This window comes from Dyella kyungheensis, assembly GCF_049913195.1.
GTDB classification, from domain to species: domain Bacteria; phylum Pseudomonadota; class Gammaproteobacteria; order Xanthomonadales; family Rhodanobacteraceae; genus Dyella; species Dyella kyungheensis.
In genome coordinates this window covers 993,960-1,015,665 of record NZ_CP183983.1, presented here as the reverse complement: position 1 = coordinate 1,015,665, position 21,706 = coordinate 993,960, and the positions used below count along the sequence as shown (strand labels likewise).

The window sequence follows — 21,706 nt, the reverse complement described above, 5'->3', positions numbered from 1 at the left end:
CTTGCGGCGTGACTCACGCCACCTCGGGCCGCCGACGCTAGGAAATTTTCTTACTCCAGAAACGAAGCGTCCCGGCAAGGGCCGGGACGAATCGCTCTTTCGAAGGACTCTCCCCGCGCTGGGCACCGCGGGGAGAAAAGTCGTTCTTGCTTGTTATTAAGAGTAAAGCTTAAAGCTTACTTCTTGGCCTTGGCGGCCTTGGGGGCCTTCGCAGCCTTGGTCGCCTTGACGACCTTGGCAGCGGCAGCCTTCTTCACGGTGCGCTTCTTAGCAACAGCCTTCTTCGCAACCTTCTTGGTCGCGACCTTCTTCACGGCAGCCTTCTTGGCAGCGGCCGGGCGCTTCTTAGCAACAGCCTTCTTGGCGACCTTGCGGGCGACCTTCTTGGCAGCCTTCTTGGCGGCCGGCTTGCGGGCTACCGGCTTCTTGGCAGCGGTCTTCTTCACGGCGGTTTTCTTGGACGCCTTCTTGGCGGCCTTCTTTGCAGTGGCTTTCTTGGCAGTGGCCATAGTTCGTCTCAGCTCCTCATCAGTTGGCAGTGGTTGCCCAGTAAAAGCATGTAGGAACGCCTCCACAAGCAGATCGCTATTGGTAGCGTGCCTTAAATTGTTCACCTGACGACGGGTGCGTTCGTCAGACAAGGGCCTCAAGATGTGCAATGGGATCGAGACCGTGATCTTGCGTACTGCGCCGGCCTTCTCTCCATGATCGACATAAGGCTTGATGAATTTCGATGTTGCCATGGCACCCGTTCTCCGTGTTCCGATGCGAAAGCTATTCCTGAAGATTTCAGCTGTCAATTGATTTTAACCATGAAATCAATCCATTTCATCCCCCTGCGGGAGGGTCCAAACCCCCGCCACACAAGGCCTTACAGGGGTTTGAAGGCATTTTCTTTTGGACGTCCATACATCCAGACGTCAATGCTGTTTTGATTACCAAGACAGCGACAAAACCGCTTAAAACAAGCTATTTTGCATTTTCCGCGCACATGTGCGCAGCACGCTCGCGTCTCACAAGTCGAGACACATCAAGGACATGCCGGAGCAGGTCCGGACCTGCCCTCCAGGATGAACGAAAGGCGACTGAATTTATTTTTTGGGCGACCCCGCCGGAAGGTCGTTTCGGACCTCTTCGGACACGTCAAAAGGCATCGAAGCGGGTCGACTCGCGACTCGCCCCCCGCTTTTCGGAACCTCGCCTTGGCCATCTATCGGCATGGACGGCAAGAACTTCAACGCGAAAAACGAGGCGTCGATCACCCGGCGATTCGCCTTTCCGCGGATCGAAAAACGCAGCGGCCGCGAGGCAAAAAGAAGCCGGCCGCTTGCGGCGGCCGGCATCGGGTGAAGCGTCGAACGTCAGGGCTTAGTGGTCTTCGTTTTCGACCAGTTCGGCATAGGCGTCGGCGTCGAGCAGCTCGTCGAGTTCGCCGCGATCGCTGGCGCGAACCAAGAAGATCCAGCCGTCGCCGAAGGCATCTTCGTTGATGGTTTCGGGCTTGTCGTTGAGGCCTTCGTTGACCGCGACGATCTCGCCGGAGACCGGGCTGTAGATGTCCGAAGCGGCCTTGACCGACTCGACCACGGCCACGCCGTGACCGGCCTGCACGCTCGCGCCGACCTCCGGCAGTTCCACGTACACCAGGTCACCGAGCTGGCCCTGGGCATGGTCGGAGATACCCACGCGCACCAGGCCGTCGTCTTCGACGCGGGCCCATTCGTGGGACTTGAGAAATTTCAGATCGCCGGGAATCTCGCTCATGATCGAATCCAGTCGTTGATGTGGGTCGTGGGTGGAGCGCCGATTCTAGCCGCTTCACCCGATGGGCAAAACGGGCTGCGCCCGTTCTGCGGATAAGCCTGATCTCAGATGCCGTCGCAGGGCTGGCCGTCGCGCACGAACGGATACTTCACCACGCGCACCGGCACTTCCTTGCCGCGGATATCCACGCGCACCTCGCCCGGCTCGCCGGCCGGGATGCGCGCGAAGGCCACGGCCTTGTTGAGCGTCGGCGCGAAACTGCCGGACAGGATCTCGCCGGTACCGTTGGCGGTGAGCACCGGCTGGCCGTGGCGCAGCACGCCCTTGTCGTCGAGCACCAGGCCGACCATCACGCGCTTTACACCCGCGGCCTTGTGCGCCTCGAGCGCCTGGCGGCCGATGAAGTCGCGGCCTTCGTCCAGCGCGATGGTCCAGCCGAGGTTCGCTTCCCACGGCGACACGGTCTCGTCCATGTCCTGGCCGTAGAGGTTCATGCCCGCTTCCAGGCGCAGCGTGTCGCGCGCGCCCAGTCCGGCCGGTGCCACGCCCGCGGCGGCGAGCGCCTGCCACAGCGCGACGGCGTGTTCCTGCGGCACGATGATTTCGAAGCCGTCCTCACCGGTGTAGCCGGTGCGGGCCACGAACAGCGGCATGCCGTGCGGACCCTGCGCCGCCGCCGCAGCGAACTTGCCGAGCTTCTTCATGCGCTCGTGATCCACCTCGGCCAGCAGGCCGATGACCTTGGCGCGGGCGTTGGGGCCCTGCACGGCGATCATGGCGAAGTCCGGGCGTTCCTTGACCTCCACCCCGAAGGCCTTGGCCTGCCGTTCGATCCACTGCAGGTCCTTCTCGCGGGTGGAGGCGTTCACCACCAGGCGGAAGAATTCCTCGCCGAGGAAGTAGACGATCAGGTCGTCGATCACGCCGCCCTGTTCGTTGAGCATGCACGAGTACAGCGCCTTGCCCTGCACCTTCAGCTTGTCGACGCTGTTGGCCAGCAGGTGACGCAGGAATTCGCGCGTGCGCGCGCCGTGAAGATCGACCACGGTCATGTGCGAGACGTCGAACATGCCGGCATCGCGGCGCACCACGTGATGTTCCTCGATCTGCGAGCCGTAGTTGATCGGCATGTCCCAGCCGCCGAAATCGACCATGCGCGCGCCGAGCGCACGATGGGTGTCGTTGAGTACGGTCTTCTCGGTCATCGCAGGGGTGCTCTGGGGAAAGAGCCATTATCGCCGGGGCTGTGGATACATTCCAAGCCAAGAGCCCGTGCGGGGGCGTATCGCTGAACATCTTGCGACGCAACAAGCGTGAGCCCGCCTCCGACTACCAGCTGCGACCTTTCCTATCCGTCATTCCGGCGCAGGCCGGAATCCAGTAGCGATGCGATGGGTCGTCACGGCAGATCCCATCGCAGGCTATCGTGAGGCGTTAACCGAGCGCTCGGCTACTGGATTCCGGCCTGCGCCGGAATGACGACCATGGAGGCGCGGCTAGTCTCAGCGCGGCGTATGCCCCAGGCCCGCAAGCAGTTGTTCTACCACCTGCTCCGCGAGCTGCTCCGCGCGCAACCCGGCCGTGAGCAGATGCAACTCGGCCTGCTCGGGCGCCTCGTAGGGCGAGTCGATACCGGTGAAGTTGAAGATCTCGCCGGCCCGCGCCTTGCGGTACAACCCCTTGGGATCGCGGCGCTCGCACTCCTCCAGCGTGGTGTCGACGAACACCTCGAGGAATTCACCCTCGTCGAACAACCCGCGGGCGAAACGGCGCTCGCTCTGGAACGGCGAGATGACGCAGACCAGCACGATCAGGCCCGCATCGACCATCAGGTTGGCCACCTCGGCCACACGGCGCACGTTTTCCACCCGCGCCTCGGCGGTGAAGCCCAGGTCCTTGTTGAGACCGTGGCGCAGGTTGTCGCCGTCCAGCATATAGGTGTGATAACCGAGCGAATGCAGTCGGCGCTCCACCAGGTTCGCGATGGTCGACTTTCCAGCGCCGGACAAACCGGTGAACCACAGGCAGCGCGCCCGCTGGCCCTTGCTGGCGCTGCGCACTTCCTTGTCCAGGTCGGTGTGCTGCCAGTGCACGTTGGAGGCGCGGCGCAGCGCGAAGTCCAGCATGCCGCAGCCGACCGTGGCGTTGGTGGTGCGGTCGATCAGGATGAAACCGCCCAGTGTGCGGTTGGCCTCGTACGACTCGAAGGCGATGGCATGGTCGAGCTCGAGGTTGCAGTAGCCGACCTCGTTGAGGTCGAGCCGGCGGGCGGCGAGCTCGGCCTGGGTGTTCACATCGACCTTGTGCTTGATCGAGCTGACGCGCGCATTGACCGTGTGCGAGCCGATCTTCAACCAGTAGGCGCGATGGGGCAGCAGCGGCTCGTCGCCCATCCATAGAACATGGGCCGCGAACTGATCGGCCACAGGTGCGGGGCAAGCCGCGTCGGCAATCACATCGCCGCGGCTGGCATCGATCTCGCGGTCCAGCGTGAGCGTCACCGCCTGACCGGCGACGGCTTCGGTCAGGTCACCGTCCGCCGTAACGATGCGTTCCACGCGTGCGCGCCGCATGGCAGGCTGCACCACGATTTCAGTGCCCACCGCGATCCGGCCGCCGCAGACCGTGCCGGCATAACCGCGGAAGCTGGCATCGGGACGGTTGACCCACTGCACCGGCATGCGGAAGTCTTCACCTTGCGTGGCAGCGGTGTCGGCGGACTCCAGCAACTCCAGCAAGGTCGGCCCCTGGTACCAGGGCATGCGCATCGAGTGCTGGCCCACGTTGTCGCCACCCGGTGCCACCACCGGCAGGCAATGCACGCGGGTGATGCCGAGCTGGGTGGCGAGCTCGCGGTATTCATGGGCGATGGCGGCGTAGACGTCTTCCCGGCAATCGACCAGGTCCATCTTGTTCACCGCCACCACCACCTGGCGGATCCCCATCAGGGCGCAGATATAGCTGTGGCGACGCGTCTGCGGCAGCAGGCCCTTGCGGGCGTCCACCAGCACCACCGCCAGCTGCGCGTTCGATGCGCCGGTGGCCATGTTGCGGGTGTACTGCTCGTGCCCGGGGCAGTCGGCCACGATGAAGCTGCGGCGCGGTGTGTGGAAATAGCGGTAGGCCACGTCGATGGTGATGCCTTGCTGGCGCTCGGCATCCAAGCCGTCGGTGAGCAAGGCGAAATCGAGCGCTTCGGGCGCCTCGGCATGCAGCTTGCGGCTGTCGCGGGCGAGAGCGGCCAGTTGGTCTTCCGGCACCATGCCGGCGTCGTAGAGCAAGCGGCCCAGCAGGGTGCTCTTGCCGTCGTCGACGCTGCCGCAGGTGATGAAGCGCAGCAGGCGGGTGTCCGCGGAAACCGTGGAGGTGAGGTCCAGCGCGGCCATCAGAAATAGCCCTCCTGCTTCTTGCGCTCCATCGAGGCATTGCCGTCGTTGTCGATCACCCGGCCCTGGCGTTCCGAGGTGCGCGAGGCCGCCATCTCCTCGATGATCTTGTCCAGCGTATCGGCCGAGGATTCCACCGCGCCGGTGAGCGGATAGCAACCCAGGGTGCGAAAGCGCACCTCGCGCAGCTCGACCTTTTCGCCTTCGCGCAGGGTGAAGCGCTCGTCATCGACCATGATCAGCGCCCCGTCGCGCTCGACCACCGGGCGAGGCTTGGCGAAGTACAGCGGAACCACCGGAATGCCTTCGCGGCGGATGTAGTGCCACACGTCCATCTCGGTCCAGTTGGACAACGGGAACACCCGCACGCTCTCGCCCTTGTGGATGCGTGTATTGAAGGTGTGCCACAGCTCGGGACGCTGCTGCCTGGGGTCCCAGCGATGCTGCGCATTGCGGAAGGAGAACACGCGCTCCTTGGCGCGCGACTTTTCCTCGTCTCGACGAGCACCGCCGATGGCCGCATCGAAGCCGTACTTGTCCAGCGCCTGCTTGAGCGCCACCGTCTTCATCACATCGGTGTGCACCGCCGAGCCGTGGGTGAGCGGCGAAATGCCCTGGCGCACGCCGTCTTCATTGATATGCACCCGCACCTCGACGTCGCCCGCCGCCGCCACCTGCTCGCGGAAGGCGATCATCTCGCGGAACTTCCAGGTGGTGTCCACATGCAACAGCGGCATCGGCGGCCGGGCGGGATGGAACGCCTTGCGCAACAGGTGCAGCAGGACCGACGAGTCCTTGCCGATCGAATACAGCATTGCGGGCCGCTCGAAAGCGGCCGCGGTCTCGCGAAAGATATGGATGCTCTCGGCTTCGAGGGTGTCCAGGTGGGACATGGAAGGCATGCGTTGCGTCACTGGTAGCGGGGCCCGAAAGCGCCTTCGGCGCGCGGTCGATGGAGCAATCTAGCGGAAAATGGCCGTTCCGGCAGCGCCGGCCTTGGCAAGGTGCCAAGAAACGCTTCAGCGCTCCCACCGATGACGCACCCATCGTTTCGTCACCTGATATGGGCGACACTCCACTAAGATCGTGCTTGATGAGACCATCGATGGCGACAGGAAGCGCACAACTCGATGCCACGGCCACGCCTCCCCGCCTGCGTGTGGCCGGCGACTGGACACTGGCTCACTACGCTACGCTGGAGCGTGCGGTCGACGCGCTCAAGCGCCGCCTCGACCCACACACCCCGATCGACCTGAGCGCGCTGGGTGCGCTGGATACCGCGGGCGCCGCACTGCTGTCGGGCCTGCTCGGCGCGGCGCGGCTGGGCGATCTGGCCACCGACGACCCGACCGTGCCCGCCGCTCAACGCGCGCTGTTGCAGACCGTCGGCAAGGCGATGGCGAGCTACGTCGAACCCAAGCCCAAGCGCCGCCACAACACCGTGACCGAGTTGCTCGCCCGCATCGGTGCAGCGATGGAAAACGTGTGGCGTCAGCAGGTGCAACTGCTCGGCTTCATCGGCCTGACCCTGCAAACGCTGGCCCAGACGATCTGGCGCCCGCGCCGCTGGCGCGTCACCTCGCTGGTGTCGCATGTGGAGCAAACAGGCCTGGATGCGGTGCCCATCGTGATGCTGCTCACCTTCATGGTGGGCGCCGTGGTGGCCTTCCTCGGCTCGACCGTGCTGGCGGACTTCGGCGCCACCATCTACACGGTGGACCTGGTGGCGTTCTCCTTCCTGCGCGAATTCGCCGTGCTGCTCACCGCCATCCTGATGGCCGGTCGCACCGCCAGCGCTTTCACCGCCCAGATCGGCTCGATGAAGGCGAACGAAGAGATCGACGCGATCCGCGCGCTGGGCCTGGACCCGATGGAACTGCTGGTGCTGCCGCGCGTGCTGGCCATGCTCGCCTCGCTGCCCATGCTCACCTTCCTGGCAATGATCGCCGGCCTGATCGGCGGTGGCCTGGTCTGCGCCGCGGTGCTGGATATTCCGCCGGTGATGTTCATCAACCTGGTCAAGTCGGATATCGGCGTGCGCCACTTTCTCGTGGGCATCGCCAAGGCGCCGGTGTTCGCGTTCCTGATCGCGGTGATCGGCTGCCTCGAGGGCTTCAAGGTGAGCGGCAGCGCCGAGTCGGTCGGTGAGCACACGACGTCCAGCGTGGTGCAGTCGATCTTCGTGGTGATCCTGATCGATGCGCTGGCCGCACTCTTCTATATGGAGATGGGCTGGTGAACGCCGTGGCGAAACCGCAAACCGCCGAGAACGTGATCGAGGTTCGCAACCTGGTGAACCGTTTCGGCACGCAGACGGTGCACGAACACCTGGACCTGGATGTGCGGCGCGGCGAGATCCTCGGCGTGGTTGGCGGCTCGGGCACCGGCAAATCGGTGCTCCTGCGCAGCATCGTGGGACTGCAGCGTCCGACCTCGGGACAGGTGCATGTGTTCGGCAAGGACTTGCTCAGCCTTTCGCCCGATCAGCGCTCCCTGCTGGAGCGGCGCTTCGGCGTGCTGTTCCAGAACGGCGCGCTGTTTTCCTCGCTCAACGTGGTGGAAAACGTGGCGATGCCGCTGATCGAACACGCCGGCCTCTCGCGTCCCGATGCGCAACAGCTGGGCTCGGTAAAACTGGCGCTGGCCGGGCTGCCGGCGGGTACGGAAACCAAGACGCCTGCCGAGCTTTCCGGCGGCATGGTCAAGCGCGCCGCGCTGGCGCGTGCGCTGGCGCTCGATCCGGAAATCCTGTTCCTCGACGAACCCACCGCGGGCCTGGACCCGATCAGTGCCGCGGCGTTCGATCAGTTGATCCTGACCCTGCGCGATGCGCTCGGCCTCACCGTATTCCTGGTCACACACGACCTGGACACGCTCTACACCATCTGCGACCGCGTGGCCGTGCTGTCGCAAAAGAAGGTGCTGGTGTTGGGTCCCCTGGACCAGGTGGCCGAGTATCCCGACCCATGGGTGCAAGCCTATTTCCACGGCCCGCGTGGCCGCGCCGCCGAAGAGGCGCACGAACGCGACGCAAAGAGCGTGTTCAATGCCTCCCCGTAGCCCGCGTTGCTCACCCCAAGCGCCCAGCGAGCGGATCGTGGCGCAGCGCCTGACTGGCCGTCAGGTCAAGCCGCGAGCCGCTCGCTGGGCGCTTGGGGTGAGCAACCCTTCGGGCCGGGTCTGTTTGCCCACAGGCCGGCGTCATCACTCAGTCGTGTATCGACATACACTCCTTCGTTCTTCCTTGTCCTGCGCGCAAACAGCTCCCGGCGCGGGCCACGGGGAGACATTGAACACGCTCTTAGAGGTGAAGTGATATGGAAACGCGTGCCCATCACGTACTCATAGGCATGTTCACGGTGATCGTGGTCGCTGCCGCGCTGCTGTTCGCGCTATGGCTGGCCAAGTCCAGCTCGGACCGGCAGTTCACCGAATACCGCGTGGTCTTCAACGAGGCGGTGAACGGCCTCTCGCAGGGCAGCGCCGTGCAGTACAACGGCATCAAGGTGGGTGATGTCATCCAGCTCAGGCTCGATCCGCAGGATCCGCGCAAAGTGCTGGCGCGCATCCGCCTGGGCGGCGACGTGCCGGTGAAGCAGGACACCCACGCCAAGCTCACCATGACCGGCGTGACCGGGCTTTCCGTGATTCAGCTCAGCGGCGGTTCGCCGGGCAGCCCGCCCCTGGTGTCGAAGGACGGCCAGCTGCCGGTGATCGTGGCCGACCCTTCGCCACTCAGCCGCATCCTCGCCAACGGCGAGGATCTGGTGACCAACATCAACGAAGTGGTGGCGCGGGCGAACATGCTGCTGTCGCCGCAGAACACCGATCGGATCAGCCGCACACTGGAGCATCTGGATCAGGTCACCGGCACGATTGCCGACCAGCGCGAGGATATTCATCAGTTGCTGCAGCAGCTGGCGCAGGCGAGCAAGCAGGCCAACGAAACCCTGGCGCAGACCGACCAGCTGGTGCGCAATGCGAACGGTCTGATCGACAACCAGGCACGTGCCACGCTGGAAAGCGCGCGCAGCGCGATGGCCTCGCTGGACCACTCCGCCGCCGACATCGATCGCCTGCTCAGCGACAACCGCGCCGCCATCAACGGCGGCCTGCAGGGCTTCAGCGAATTGGGACCGGCCGTGCGCGAGTTGCGCGACGCCGCCGGTTCGCTGCGCGGCGTGTCGCGCCGCCTCGACGACAACCCGGCGGGCTTCCTGCTCGGCCGCGACCGCAGCAAGGAGTTCGTGCCATGAGCGTGCGCTTTCGCCTGTGTGCCTGTGCAGCCATCGCGCTGCTCGGCGCCTGTTCCATCCTGCCCAAGGCGGAATCGCCGGATATCTACCGCCTGCCAGCCACGCCGCTGCCGCGCGACAGCACGCCCGCGGTGAATTGGTCGTTGCGCGTGGACACGCCCAACGCCGAGCGAATGATCGACAGCTCGCGCATCGCGGTGCTGCCGCAGGGTGACGTAGTGAGCGTCTACCAGGGCGCACGCTGGAGCGACACGGCCACCACCCTGCTGCGCAACCGCATCGTGGACGCGTTCCGCGACAACGGCCGCATCGCCGGCCTGAGCAGCGACGAGACCAGCCTGCAGGCCGATTATTCGCTCTCCGGCGACCTGCGCTCGTTCCAGTCGGTCTATCAGAACGGACAGCCGGTGGTGGTGATCCGTTTCGATGCGCGACTGGTGAAGAACAACGGGCTGAGCATCGTCGCCAGCCATCGCTTCGACATCACCCAGCCGGTCGGTGGAACCAGCGTGCCGCAGGTGGTTGCCGCGTTTGGCCAGGCCTCCGATGCGCTCGCCTCGCAGCTGGTCAGCTGGACGCTGCAGCAGCCGCTCGGCGGCCGCGAGGTGCATACGAACTGAGCGCAACGCGACTCATCGCCGCGATGCGTCCAGCCAGCGAAACGTGAGATTGAGCCGCGGCCCCACGGCCGCGCTTGTCTTCGGTAGATCGTGCACGTATCGGTGTTGGGTGTCCCCCGCCATGCGCAACAGGCTGCCGTGGCCCAGTTCGATCACCTGCACATCCCCGCGAGCGGCTTCGCCGCGCGGCTTGAGGCGGAAGCGCCTTGCGGCCCCCAGGCTCAGCGAGGCGATCACGGGTTGCCGCCCCAGCTCCGGCTCGTTGTCGCTGTGCCAACCCATCGAATCGCGGCCATCCCGATAGAGATTGGCCAGCACGCTGTTGAACCGCGCATCGCACGCCTTCGCCACGCGCTCACGCAAGGCAGCCAGCGTCGGCGTCCACGGACGCGGTTCGAAACGCGTGTGCGAGTAGACGTAGGTGGCATCTTCGTCGCCGATCCAGCAACTCAGGCGCGGCGAATCCACTTCCCGCCCGAAGATGCGGATGCGGTGCACTTCCCATGGAATGGTCGCGCGCAGTTCGGCCAGCAGCGCGTCCGCCTCGTCGTTGCCCAGCCACTGCGGCCACAGCGAAAGCTCAGCGCCCGGCAACGGCAGCGGCTGCCAGCCGCCGGTCGTTGCCTGATCGAACAGTCCCCGCACGATCCTGCCCGCCTCAGCGAATCGCCGGATAGGCAGGTTCGACGTCGAGCGTGGCCGCGCACACCGAGGCCAGTTCCAGCAGGCGCAGATCCGAGCCACGCGCGCCCACCAGCTGCAGGCCGATCGGCATGCCGTCGGGCAGGTAACCCATCGGAATGTTCACCGCCGGACAACCGGCCAGACTGGCGAAGCTGGTGAGATCGGCCTGCGAATCGGGCACCGCCGCGTCGAGCGGGAAGGCGCCCTGCGGCGTGGTGGGCAGCACCAGCACGTCGATCTGCGCGAACAGCCGGCGCATCTTCAAGGTGGCGGCATCGAGCACGCGGTCGGCGGCGGCGTAGTCGGCGGCACTCTTGCCGGCGGCGTAGCCCAGCAGTCGACGGAAATGCTCCGACACGTGGTCGTCCGTGGCCAGATCGGAGGCAAAGGTGCCCAGCATCTCCGCCTCCATCAACAGCAGGCCGGCCCGACGCGTGCGGGCAAAATCCCAGTCGGCGAAATCCACCGTGCGGCGCTCGCCCAGTTCGCGCGGCCACTTCGCCAGCGCCGCTTCGAACACGTCCACCACATCCTGATGCACGCCAACGGCGCGCAGGTCGGGCAGGAATCCCGCGCGCAGGCGGCCCGGTTCCCAGTCCGGCGGCGACAAGGCCACGCGTCGGCGGCGCGAACGCGCATCATCGGCGTCATAGCCCGCCAGCACCTGCAGCAGCACGGTGAGATCGTCCGCGCTGCGCGCGATCAGGCCCACCGTATCCAGGCGACGCGCCGCCGGCACCATGCCTCGCGCGGAAATCTCGCCATGCGTGGGCTTGAGCGCATAGACGCCGCAATAACTGGCGGGAATGCGGATGGAGCCGAGGCTGTCCGAACCCACCGCGGCCACGGCTAGGCCCGCCGCCACCGCCGCTGCCGCGCCGCCCGAGGACCCACCCGCGGTGTAGCCATGGCGATGCGGATTGTGCGTTGCACCGAAATGCGGGTTGTCGGTGACCGCGCCCAGCGCGCCCTCGTCCATATTGGTCTTGCCGATCAGGACGGCGCCGGAGGCGCGCAGGCGCGACACCACGTGGGCATCGTCGCTCACCGGCTTCTGCCGCCCCGCCAGTCCCGCGCTGGTGGGCCAGCCGGCCACATCGAAGTTGTCCTTCAGCGCGATGGGAATGCCGTCGAGCCGCCCGATGACGCCGTCGCGACGCCGGTGCTGGGCCGCCAGGGCCTGCTCCTGCAGCATCGTCGAACTGAGGCCCAGATAGGCATTGAGCTGCGGATTGAGGCGCTCGATGGCTTCCAGGTAGGTCTCGGCCAGCGCCTGTGGCTGCACGCGTTCCACTGCCAGCCAATGCAGCAGCTGGCACATGGTGGCTCGTCGCAGATCGAGTTCACTGATCGGTGGTTGCACATTCATGCTCTCTTCCCTGTGTCGCTTTTGGGGGGATTATCGCTACCGCTGATGAAGGGTTTGCAAGGATTTGCCCCCGGTGGCCCGAACCCGGACAATGCCAGTTTGGCCGTTCCATACGTCAGGAAACGGTTAACGTGCCGCACAAGATCAGCTGGAGTCCGCCGTGAGCGACCGCGAAATCATGGAATACGACGTCGTCGTCGTTGGCGCAGGCCCCGCCGGGCTTGCGTTCGCCATCCGCCTCAAGCAATTGAAGCCGGAAACGAGCGTTTGCGTGATCGAGAAGGCGTCCACCATCGGTGCGCAAATCCTCTCGGGTGCCGTGATCGAACCGCAACCGCTGGATGCGCTGCTGCCGGGTTGGCGCGACAATCCGCCGCCCATCTGCGTGCCGGCCACCGACGACGAATTCTGGCTGCTCAGCAAAGAGGGTGGCCGCAAGCTGCCGGTACCGCCGGGCATGAACAACCATGACAACTTCATCGTCTCGCTGGGCGCCATGTGCGCCTGGCTGGCGCCGCAGGCCGAAGCGCTGGGCGTGGATGTGTTCCCGGGCTTCGCCGCCGCCGACACCGTGCACAACGACGACGGCTCCGTGGCCGGCGTGCGCATCGGCGACATGGGCGTGGCAAAGGACGGTTCGCACAAGGCCGGCTATACCCAGGGCATCGACATCAAGGCCAAGGTCACCGTGCTCGCCGAGGGCGCGCGTGGCAGCCTTACCAAGCAGCTGATCAAGCGCTTTGCGCTGGACAAGGACAGCGATCCGCAGGGCTATTCCATCGGCATCAAGGAACTGTGGCAGGTGCCCGCCGGCCGCGTGCAGCCGGGCAAGATAGTGCACAGCTTCGGCTGGCCGGCCGACAAGCACACCTACGGCGGCAGCTTCCTCTATCACCTGGACAAGGACCGCATCGCGCTGGGCTACGTCAGCGGCCTCGATTACAGCGATCCCAACTACCAGCCGTGGGAAGCGTTCCAGCAGTGGAAGAACCATCCGTCGGTGAAGTCGCTGCTCGAAGGCGGCAACATTCTTTCCGCCGGCGCGCGCGCCATTGTCACCGGCGGCTACCAATCGCTGCCGAAGGTCGAGATGCCGGGCGCGCTGCTGATCGGCGATACCGCCGGCCTGCTCAACGTGCCCAAGATCAAGGGCACGCACCAGGCGATCAAGAGCGGCATGCTCGCCGCCGAGCACCTCGTCGCCAACGAACTGAACCCGGCCGGCTTCGACGCCAAGCTGCGCGGTTCGGACGTGATGGCCGAGCTGAAGTCGGTCCGCAACATCAAGCCCGCGTTCAAGAAGGGCCTGTGGTTCGGCATGTTGAACGCGGCGTGGGAAACCGTGCTGCGCGGCGCCTCGCCGTGGACGCTGAAGAACAAGGCCGACTGGTCCTCGCTGCACAAGCTGGGCGAATGCGAAGAACCCAAGCGCGACTACGTACAGCCGCGCGAGCTGCCGCCGCGCGACCGCCTCGCCGGCGTCTACTTCGCCGCCACCGAACACGACGAAGACCAGCCGATCCACCTGCACGTCGCCGACACCAACGTGTGCGTCACCCAATGCGCGGTGGAATACGGCAACCCGTGTACGCGTTTCTGCCCCGCGGGCGTCTATGAGATCGTCGACGACGGCGCGGGCAGGCGCCTGCAGATCAACGCCGCCAACTGCGTGCACTGCAAGACCTGCGACATCAAGGATCCTTACCAGATCATCAACTGGGTCACACCGGAAGGTGGCTCGGGTCCGAATTACCAGAATCTCTAAATCTCAAGCCCTAGCGTGGTTCGTTCCACAAAGAACGGGCCCGTCGCATCAGCCATCAAGAGGGTAAGGACCCTCGCGCCCTCTAAGCCCGTCGCCAATACCACGGAACATGTTGCGAAGGTTTCGCAACCGCGGGCCAAACAGTAGTCCGAACAGCATCAGCTTAAAAAAAACGCGTGGGATGTCCTGCGTCACCCAGGCCATGGGAACGTGGGGCATCCTGTATAGGCGGATGCGGTTTCGCATCATGAAATAGAGTCTCACAGGCCCATGCACCACCACTTGGCCAAGCCCGAACGGCAACGCGCGGCGTGCGTCGCCAAGCCGATGATGCATGCTCGCCGCGCAAACGCCGTATAACGCGTACCCCTTCGCCCGCGCGCGGAAACTCCATTCAAGATCGACATTGTCAATGAACAATCCGGCATCCATGCCGCCAATTGCCTCGATCACATCCAGGGCAATCAGCGACCCAGAGCTGATCAGAAAATCACAGGCAATCACCTGCTCTTCGCGCTCGCACCAAAGCTTGCGATTGACAAGGGGCCGTATCAGCACAAAGGGAGCAACGGCATGCTCGCGCAGATCGTGAAATACCGGCCCGACAGCCGCGACCTTGCCATCCTTGCGCAGACGCTCTGAAGCATCCAGCAATGCGGACACCATGCCGTCAGACGGCACGCTATCCTGGTCGAGCAACAGCACATGGCGGTAACCGTGCGCATAAGCCCATTCGATGCCTATGTTTTGCGCCGCACCCAGGCCAAGGTTTTGGCTCAACCGTTGCACCTGTACGCGCTCCGCCCACGGCGATACATCGGGAAATGTGGTGGTTTCGTCATCGGTGTTGTCGACAATCAAGACCATGCCCACCTGGCTCGCGACAGCCGCGAGCAACTCGCGTAATGCCGTGGTATCCGGGTGATAAGTCACGGCCACCGCGCAGACTTCCTGGACGCTGCAATCAGCCATGGCGTAGCAAACTTCCCAACATCGGTCGCCTTTTCTGTTTCAAATCGACGAGCGTCGCCATGCCTTGCTCCCGGAAAAGTGGCCTCACCCGACCCCGGGCACCCGCTTGAACAGCGCGGCCAAACGGGAACCGGCCTGGGCAAACCGGCTTGAAACCGAATGGGACTGCCATCCATTGTAGTCAACCTCGGCGCACTCGAAAACGCGTGCCGTGCCATCACTCTCACATGACGAGACTACCCTCTGCGCGCCCTATGAAAGGCATGCCGGTCAGCCGCGCTACCGGCGGGAATGGCCGCACCGCGACGCTCAGAAGCGGAAATAGAGGAAGGGTGAATAGTCGGAGCTGATGGTCGCGGCGACCGCCACCACGAAGAGAAATAGTGATGCTCCGAACTGAAGCGTCATCTGGCTCAGCGATTCCGACGAGAATTTGCCCGCGAAAGCCTGCCTGAAGGTATCAGCCATTGCACCTGGAATATAAGGCCAATCCACGCAGGCTATGAACGCCCCCAGCACCATCGTCGCCAAGTCCCGATTGCCGAAGATCAATCCCCACGGCGGACCGACGGGCGCCTGCCCGAACGCTGGCATGAACATGGCTCCCAAGTAGGTGCCCGCATAGGCAATGCTAGGAGACCGGAATAGGACCCAGCCGACCATGACCACTAGCAATGTATAGATGTGCCGCGAGAATCCCGGCAGTCGAATGGTCCCGACCCTGCTGTTTTCCAGCATGCGCTCCAACGACAGGAAAAAGCCGTAGTACGCACCCCAAGCTATGAACGTCCAACTTGCGCCGTGCCAGACTCCTGAAATGACAAAAACGACCCACAGATTCAGGTAGGTGCGGGGAATCGAAACACGATTCCCCCCCAAGGGGATATAAAGATACTGGCGCATCCAGTTAGACAGCGAAATATGCCAGCGTCGCCAGAATTCGGTCACGCTTCGTGAAATATAAGGTCGGTTGAAGTTCTCCGGAAACTGGAAACCCATCATACGACCGAGGCCGAGAGCCATATCCGAATAGCCTGAGAAGTCGAAATAGATCTGCAGTGTGTATGCAACGATGCCGCCCCAGGCGGCCAGGGTCGACAAGTCGTGAGGCGCGACATTAAAGACCTTCTCGGTCACCAGGCCTAGAGGGTCCGCAAACAGGGTCTTTTTGGCAAAGCCTACGCTGAAGCGAAAAAAACCCGTCAGGAATTTCTCTAGAGTATGCGTCCGGTCGTGTATCTGATGCCCAATGTCGTGATAACGAATGATCGGCCCGGCGATCAATTGTGGAAACAGGAAAATATACAGCGCGCAATCGAGGAATCCGCGCGGCGGAATGGCGCGCCCCTTGTAGCTGTCGACCAGATAGCTGATGCGATGAAAAGTGATGAACGAAATACCCAACAGCAGCGGCCATTTTGGCGGCTGAACCTGCCAGTGCAACCACGGACTCAGAGGATTGATGATCTCTGTCACGATGAAATCGAGGTATTTCGAAGCAATCAACGTGGCCACGTTGAGGCAGATGGCGACAATCAGCGCCCATCGCTTGGTCTGCTCGCTGTAGCGTGCATTGGGACCGATCAGCAGCGATACGCGATAGTCGATATAAACGCCAATCATCAGCGCCCAGACGAAAACCGGCTCCCCCCAACTGAAGAAAACAATGCTAGCAGCGAGAGCGATGGCGTTCTTGACGTGCAGCGATCGCGGCGACAGGTAATACGCGATGAGCAGCAAGGGCAGGAATACAAATAGAAAGACTGGGGAGGTGAAAAGCATGTCAGCCTGTATTGATCGTGGTTAACGCGTTCGAGCCAGTGCCTCGGACGGCGCCGTCATTGGGGATGCGTATCGTGCGCAAGGGCGGCGCCTGGCGATGCCGGCCCTATGCTGCCGCCTTTCGCGGTGTAGTTCAGAAGATAATCGGCGAAGCCGTAATCCCAGCGTTGAACGTTGTAGTCGACCATTTCGATCACGACGATATTGCTCTGCGCGATATCGTTGACCACCTGTGCGCGTACCTTTGCTTCGTCGGCATGGACATCCGTAGCAGTCACCGCTCCACTGGCTGAGTCGACAATCTCCCTGGCCTTGAAATACCGCGACCCGATCAGGCTGGAATACACATGTGCCTGTTGCAACGAAAAATAGATCTGGTCTGCAAAACTGTCGCTGATGAACACGATTTTCGGCAGATTCGGAGTGGCGCCGGAGGAACCAACGAGAGTCGGTTTCGGATATGGCGTACGCTTCGCAACGCCGCCTGTCGACCAGATATTGAGCAGATCGAGTCCATCGACGTCGATCATGTGCGGCGTGTCTAGGGTAGGCTCGCCGCACTCAAGTCGCGGTGCAGCAACAATGCCGCGATCCTGAATATCCTGGAGCATCTGCCGTGCAACCAGGCAGCCTGCGTAGTAGTTCCAGTGGACGCCGGCGCGGGAGTGCGTCTCTACTCCCGTGCGGGCCACATAATCGCGCAGGAATGGGCCGCCATCGAGGACGTTCACCCCAGCGGCACGCAACGCGTTGCCCAAGCTCGCTGCGCGGCCGTAGATATCGTCGCTGCCGCCGACAAGGTATCGATGCCCCAAATCATTGGGGTACACGTACGGTTTGCTCGCGCCGATGACGACCTGAAAATCTTTTCCGGCGGACTGAAGTAACTTCTGCACCCGGAAAAGCTTCTGGGCCTCCCCTTGATAGCTCGTTTCCAACAATGGCCTGCGTGAAACTTCATCATTCAGGCTATCGATCGACATCTGACTGTAAAGCCCATTGGCGCGCGTAGAATAAAGTCGTAGGCGAGGTGCTTCTCGAAACAGCCGGAAGGTGATCTCGTTGAATGAAAGGATCAGCGGCTTTCTGAACCCCATATTCGCGTCAGAATAGCGCTCAAACCACTGCTGGAAGGTCTTTTCGCGAAAGGCCCGGGCGATTTTATGTGGCCGGGGCGGCACGGCATCCGTATAGCCGTATAACGTGCCATCCGGCGCCTTCAGATATAGCCAGCGAAGCGTGGGCGCAGCAAGCGCAACCACGATGATCGTCGCGAATGCCAGGCCGAGCATCTGGTTTGGACGAAAACGAGCCATCAACGACATTGCCCCTTGCAGTCGGTCAGACGAAACTCCCCCACTTGCGCATGCTCGGTTGGTGCCTCTGGTCCCATTCCAGGCATGCGTCTACCCCGGCTCCCATGGTTTAACGAAGGGAATACAACTGACCGGCGGTAGAAACTCGCGAACGTAGCATATTTCGATTGAGGATAAGCAATGCCGCGAGGATGACGGCCACTTACATTCGCCTGATGGGCGACTTCGGGTAGGATTTGCTAACCAAATCATCGCCCAGGCCCCTCCTGCCGGCCTGCATCCTAGGAATCCCGTTGATGAAAATTCTTGTCGGCTACAAGCGTGTCGTGGATTACAACGTCCGCATTCAGGTCAAACCCGATGGCACCGGCGTGGTGACTGACGGCGTGAAGCTCTCCGCCAACCCCTTTGACGATATCGCGCTGGAAGAAGCGCTGCGCCTGCGCGAAAAGGGCGTTGCCGAAGAGGTGGTGGTGGTCAGCATCGGCCCCGCCGATCTGACTGCCCACCTGCGCAACGGCCTGGCCATGGGCGCCAACCGCGCCATCCATGTGACCACCAGCGACGTGGTGCAGCCGCTGACCGCTGCCCGTATCTTCCAGAAGCTGATCGAGAAGGAACAGCCGGGCCTAGTGATCCTGGGCAAGCAGGCCATCGACGACGACGCCAACCAGACCGGCCAGATGCTGGCAGCGCTATGGGATCGCCCGCAGGCCACCTTCGCCAGCAAGGTCGAGATTGCCGATGGCAAGGTCACCGTGACGCGCGAAGTGGACGCCGGCCTGGAAGTGATCGAAGCCGAGCTACCCGCCGTAATCACCACCGACCTGCGCCTCAACGAGCCGCGCTTCATCAAGCTCCCGGACATCATGAAGGCCAAGTCCAAGCCGATCGATGTGATCGAACTGGGCTCGCTGGGCGTGGAAGCCAATGATCATCTGAAGACCACGCATTACGCCGCGCCGGCCAAGCGCAGCAAGGGCGTGATGGTCAAGGACGCGGCCGAGCTGGTGGCGGCGCTGAAGCAAAAAGGCCTGCTTTAAGCAGCCTGAAGGAGACAACGACATGTCCAAGATCCTCGTCATCGCTGAGCACCTCAACGGCAAGCTCAACTCCTCCACTGCGCGCGCTGTGAGCGCCGCTGCAGCCATTAAACCCGAAGCCATCGACGTGCTGGTGCTGGCTGACAACGCCGACGCTATTGCCGCCGAGGCCGCCAAGATCGACGGTGTGAGCCGCGTTCTCACCATCGCCCGCGCCGAGAATACCCACCCGCTCGCCGCCGTGCTGGCCCCGCAGGTCGCCAAGGCCGCCGCCGGCTATAGCCATGTGTTCGCCCCCTCCACCACCTTCGGCAAGGACGTGCTGCCCCGCGTGGCCGCCCTGCTCGGCGTGGCCCAGGTCAGCGACGTGATGAGCGTGGAAGGCCCGCACACTTTCAAGCGCCCGACCTACGCCGGCAATGCCATCATCACGGTGGAAGCCGACGCAGGCAGCACGGTGGTTGCCACCATCCGCACGGCCTCTTGGTCTGCTGCCGCATCCAGCGCCAACAGCGCGCCGGTGGAAGCACTGAGCATCGACGTCGCCCTGCCCTCGCACACCCGCTTCGTCGAGTTGCAGTCAGGCAAGAGCGACCGCCCCGATCTGCAGAGCGCCAGCAAGGTGGTCTCCGGCGGACGCGGCGTAGGCTCGAAGGAAAACTTCGAGATCGTCTACAAGTTCGCGGACAGGATCGGCGCCGCCGTGGGCGCCTCTCGCGCCGCCGTCGATGCCGGCTACGTGCCCAGCGACCTGCAGGTCGGCCAGACCGGCAAGATCATCGCCCCCGAGCTATACGTGGCCATCGGCATCTCCGGCGCCATCCAGCATCTCACTGGCATCAAGGACGCCGGCACTATCGTGGCAATCAACAAGGATGGCGAGGCGCCGATTTTTGAGATTGCGGATATTGGCTTGGTGGGAGATTTGTTCAAGATCATTCCAGAACTGGAAGCAGCCATCGGCTGATCTCATCGGCGAGCCGGGGAGTCTTTTCCCCGGCTCGCGCTGGCCCATCCGGGCGCACGGCTTCACTCATCATCCTGGTTACCCAAGACGTGGGGTGCCAGCATCGCATGGTCTCGTCATGCCGCTGGCAAGCCGGGCGCTTGTCTGGCTGCGATGCCCTCCGAATGCGAAGAGGGTAAACTTTCTTGCGATGACGCATCCGCGCCCCACCCTCAATCGCGCCAAACTCGGCATGGTTGACGACTCTGGTCGCAGTACGCGCTGGACGCCAGCTTCATTTCTCCATCGTTTACAAGGAAACCGTTGTAATGGATCTGCGTTGCTTCAAGGCCTATGACATCCGTGGCCGGGTTCCGGACGAACTCGATGAAACGCTTGCGCAGCGCATCGGCTTCGCGCTAGCCCACCAGCTGGACGCAGGTCCCGTAGTGCTCGGCCGCGACGTGCGCCTGAGCAGCCCCTGCCTGCAAGCTGCGCTGGCCGATGGTCTGCGACGCGGTGGCCGCGACGTGATCGACATCGGCGTTGGCGGCACCGAGGAGGTCTACTTCCAGACCGCCCATCTGAAAGCGGCCGGTGGCGTCATGGTGACCGCCAGTCACAACCCGATGGACTACAACGGCATGAAACTCGTGCGCGAAGGTTCACGGCCGATCAGCGGTGACTCCGGCCTGTTCGCGATCCGTGACGCCTGTACGCAGCCGCTGCCCGATGTCCCCCTGGCAGGCAGCGAACGCACACACCACGATCGCAGCGCATTCGTCGAACACCTGCTCGGCTACCTCGAACGAGATGCCCTCAAGCCCCTGAAGATCGTCGTCAATGCAGGCAACGGCGGAGCGGGCCTGGTCATTGATGCACTCGCACCACACCTTCCCTTCGAATTCATCCGTGTGCACCATACGCCGGATGGCAACTTCCCCAACGGCATTCCCAATCCGCTGTTACCGGAATGCCGCCACGACACAGCCCAAGCCGTGATCGATAACAGCGCGGACTTCGGCGTTGCCTGGGATGGTGATTTCGACCGCTGCTTTTTCTTCGACGCCGCGGGGCGCTTCATCGAAGGTTATTACTTGGTCGGTCTACTCGCCGCATCGATACTGCGCAAACATCCCAGTGAAAAGATCATTCACGATCCTCGACTAACCTGGAACACCATCGAGATGGTCAGGGACGCAGGTGGCATCCCCATCATGAGCAAGACGGGCCACGCCTTCATCAAAGAGCGCATGCGCGCCGAGAATGCCATCTACGGCGGTGAGATGAGCGCACACCATTACTTCCGGGATTTTGCCTATTGCGATTCGGGAATGGTTCCCTGGCTACTCATTGCAAGCCTGATCTCATCGACGGGCAAGCCGCTTGCGGAGCTAGTGGAAGACCGCATGATGGCGTTTCCGTGCAGCGGTGAAATCAATTTCAGAGTGTCTGATGCGAAAGCGTCCATTGACAAGGTGCTGAGCTTCTACGCCAGCGAACAGCCTGCGCTGGATTATACGGATGGCTTGAGTGCCGATTTCGGAAGCTGGCGCTTCAATCTTCGCAGTTCAAACACCGAGCCCCTCTTGAGGCTCAACGTGGAAAGTCGTGGTGATGCTTCCTTGATGCAGGCACGCACAGACGAAATTGGCGCGATGCTTACCTCGTGACGGCGCCTACCGTCGGCGCTTCACTTAAGCACAGTGGCAGACCGGAGCGGAGCCCGCACAGACGACTTCGTTTCCATGCATCTCGAATGTAGTGCCGGGTCGCCCTACGCAATGCGTTAATGGCCGGCTC

Annotated in this window: 19 protein-coding genes; 9 read left to right on the top strand and 10 right to left on the bottom strand. The window is 63.2% G+C overall.

Annotation, left to right across the window (positions count from 1 at the left end; all coding sequences use genetic code 11):
• Positions 1-176 precede the first annotated feature (176 nt).
• Positions 177-743, bottom strand: a complete 567-nt coding sequence (metJ, locus tag ACN9MB_RS04335) for a met regulon transcriptional regulator MetJ (protein ID WP_204636119.1) — start codon at positions 741-743, stop codon at positions 177-179.
• A gap of 475 nt (positions 744-1,218) precedes the next feature.
• Between metJ and ACN9MB_RS04330 the strand changes: the two genes are divergently transcribed.
• On the top strand, positions 1,219-1,350 hold the full coding sequence (locus tag ACN9MB_RS04330; RefSeq protein ID WP_426270904.1) for a hypothetical protein: 132 nt from the start codon (positions 1,219-1,221) through the stop codon (positions 1,348-1,350).
• A gap of 18 nt (positions 1,351-1,368) precedes the next feature.
• Here the strand turns inward: ACN9MB_RS04330 and gcvH are convergent, their stop codons facing one another.
• The 4 genes from gcvH to cysD form a co-directional block, all read right to left on the bottom strand.
• Entirely contained in the window at positions 1,369-1,764 is a 396-nt protein-coding gene (gcvH, locus tag ACN9MB_RS04325; protein WP_204636118.1) for a glycine cleavage system protein GcvH, read from the bottom strand.
• A 104-nt stretch (positions 1,765-1,868) separates the two neighbouring features.
• Positions 1,869-2,969: a glycine cleavage system aminomethyltransferase GcvT gene (gene gcvT, locus ACN9MB_RS04320; RefSeq protein WP_204636117.1), complete on the bottom strand. Its 1,101-nt coding sequence runs from the start codon at positions 2,967-2,969 to the stop codon at positions 1,869-1,871.
• 297 nt (positions 2,970-3,266) lie between these two features.
• Entirely contained in the window at positions 3,267-5,150 is a 1,884-nt protein-coding gene (gene cysN, locus ACN9MB_RS04315; RefSeq protein ID WP_426270903.1) for a sulfate adenylyltransferase subunit CysN, read from the bottom strand.
• Positions 5,150-6,052, bottom strand: a complete 903-nt coding sequence (gene cysD, locus ACN9MB_RS04310) for a sulfate adenylyltransferase subunit CysD (protein WP_204636115.1) — start codon at positions 6,050-6,052, stop codon at positions 5,150-5,152. The genes cysN and cysD overlap by 1 nt, the downstream gene beginning before the upstream one ends.
• 203 nt (positions 6,053-6,255) lie before the next feature.
• Between cysD and ACN9MB_RS04305 the strand changes: the two genes are divergently transcribed.
• The 4 genes from ACN9MB_RS04305 to ACN9MB_RS04290 all read left to right on the top strand — a co-directional run bounded on the left by ACN9MB_RS04305 (position 6,256) and on the right by ACN9MB_RS04290 (position 10,026).
• Positions 6,256-7,389, top strand: coding sequence for an MlaE family lipid ABC transporter permease subunit (locus ACN9MB_RS04305; protein WP_426270902.1), 1,134 nt, complete (start codon positions 6,256-6,258; stop codon positions 7,387-7,389).
• Positions 7,386-8,210 carry an ABC transporter ATP-binding protein gene (locus ACN9MB_RS04300; RefSeq protein WP_426270901.1) on the top strand — a complete coding sequence of 275 codons (825 nt, stop codon included), beginning with the start codon at positions 7,386-7,388 and terminating at the stop codon, positions 8,208-8,210. The genes ACN9MB_RS04305 and ACN9MB_RS04300 overlap by 4 nt, the downstream gene beginning before the upstream one ends.
• Positions 8,211-8,467: 257 nt before the next feature.
• On the top strand, positions 8,468-9,406 hold the full coding sequence (locus ACN9MB_RS04295; RefSeq protein ID WP_426270900.1) for an MlaD family protein: 939 nt from the start codon (positions 8,468-8,470) through the stop codon (positions 9,404-9,406).
• Complete coding sequence (locus tag ACN9MB_RS04290) at positions 9,403-10,026, top strand: ABC-type transport auxiliary lipoprotein family protein (protein ID WP_204636113.1); 624 nt, start codon at positions 9,403-9,405, stop codon at positions 10,024-10,026. Before ACN9MB_RS04295 ends, ACN9MB_RS04290 begins: the two co-directional genes overlap by 4 nt.
• 12 nt (positions 10,027-10,038) lie before the next feature.
• Here the strand turns inward: ACN9MB_RS04290 and ACN9MB_RS04285 are convergent, their stop codons facing one another.
• Positions 10,039-10,671, bottom strand: a complete 633-nt coding sequence (locus tag ACN9MB_RS04285; RefSeq protein ID WP_338030990.1) for an alpha-ketoglutarate-dependent dioxygenase AlkB — start codon at positions 10,669-10,671, stop codon at positions 10,039-10,041.
• Positions 10,672-10,684: 13 nt separating this feature from the next.
• Positions 10,685-12,079 (bottom strand): amidase, encoded by a 1,395-nt coding sequence (locus ACN9MB_RS04280; RefSeq protein WP_204636112.1) that lies wholly within the window; start codon positions 12,077-12,079, stop codon positions 10,685-10,687.
• 160 nt (positions 12,080-12,239) lie between these two features.
• On the opposite strand from ACN9MB_RS04280, the gene ACN9MB_RS04275 reads away from it, so the two are divergent.
• Positions 12,240-13,844 carry a 4Fe-4S dicluster domain-containing protein gene (locus ACN9MB_RS04275; RefSeq protein ID WP_426270899.1) on the top strand — a complete coding sequence of 535 codons (1,605 nt, stop codon included), beginning with the start codon at positions 12,240-12,242 and terminating at the stop codon, positions 13,842-13,844.
• Between the two features lie 48 nt (positions 13,845-13,892).
• Here ACN9MB_RS04275 and ACN9MB_RS04270 read toward each other — a convergent pair whose 3' ends face one another.
• The 3 genes from ACN9MB_RS04270 to ACN9MB_RS04260 form a co-directional block, all read right to left on the bottom strand.
• Positions 13,893-14,816 (bottom strand): glycosyltransferase family 2 protein, encoded by a 924-nt coding sequence (locus ACN9MB_RS04270; protein ID WP_426270898.1) that lies wholly within the window; start codon positions 14,814-14,816, stop codon positions 13,893-13,895.
• Positions 14,817-15,125: 309 nt separating this feature from the next.
• Positions 15,126-16,598, bottom strand: coding sequence for an MBOAT family O-acyltransferase (locus ACN9MB_RS04265; RefSeq protein WP_426270897.1), 1,473 nt, complete (start codon positions 16,596-16,598; stop codon positions 15,126-15,128).
• 56 nt (positions 16,599-16,654) lie between these two features.
• Positions 16,655-17,914: a hypothetical protein gene (locus ACN9MB_RS04260; RefSeq protein ID WP_426270896.1), complete on the bottom strand. Its 1,260-nt coding sequence runs from the start codon at positions 17,912-17,914 to the stop codon at positions 16,655-16,657.
• A gap of 296 nt (positions 17,915-18,210) precedes the next feature.
• Between ACN9MB_RS04260 and ACN9MB_RS04255 the strand changes: the two genes are divergently transcribed.
• The 3 genes from ACN9MB_RS04255 to ACN9MB_RS04245 all read left to right on the top strand — a co-directional run bounded on the left by ACN9MB_RS04255 (position 18,211) and on the right by ACN9MB_RS04245 (position 21,576).
• Positions 18,211-18,957, top strand: coding sequence for an electron transfer flavoprotein subunit beta/FixA family protein (locus ACN9MB_RS04255; RefSeq protein ID WP_426270895.1), 747 nt, complete (start codon positions 18,211-18,213; stop codon positions 18,955-18,957).
• 22 nt (positions 18,958-18,979) lie between these two features.
• Complete coding sequence (locus tag ACN9MB_RS04250) at positions 18,980-19,924, top strand: electron transfer flavoprotein subunit alpha/FixB family protein (RefSeq protein ID WP_426270894.1); 945 nt, start codon at positions 18,980-18,982, stop codon at positions 19,922-19,924.
• Positions 19,925-20,232: 308 nt separating this feature from the next.
• Positions 20,233-21,576 (top strand): phosphomannomutase, encoded by a 1,344-nt coding sequence (locus ACN9MB_RS04245; RefSeq protein ID WP_426270893.1) that lies wholly within the window; start codon positions 20,233-20,235, stop codon positions 21,574-21,576.
• The last annotated feature ends 130 nt before the right edge of the window (positions 21,577-21,706 follow it).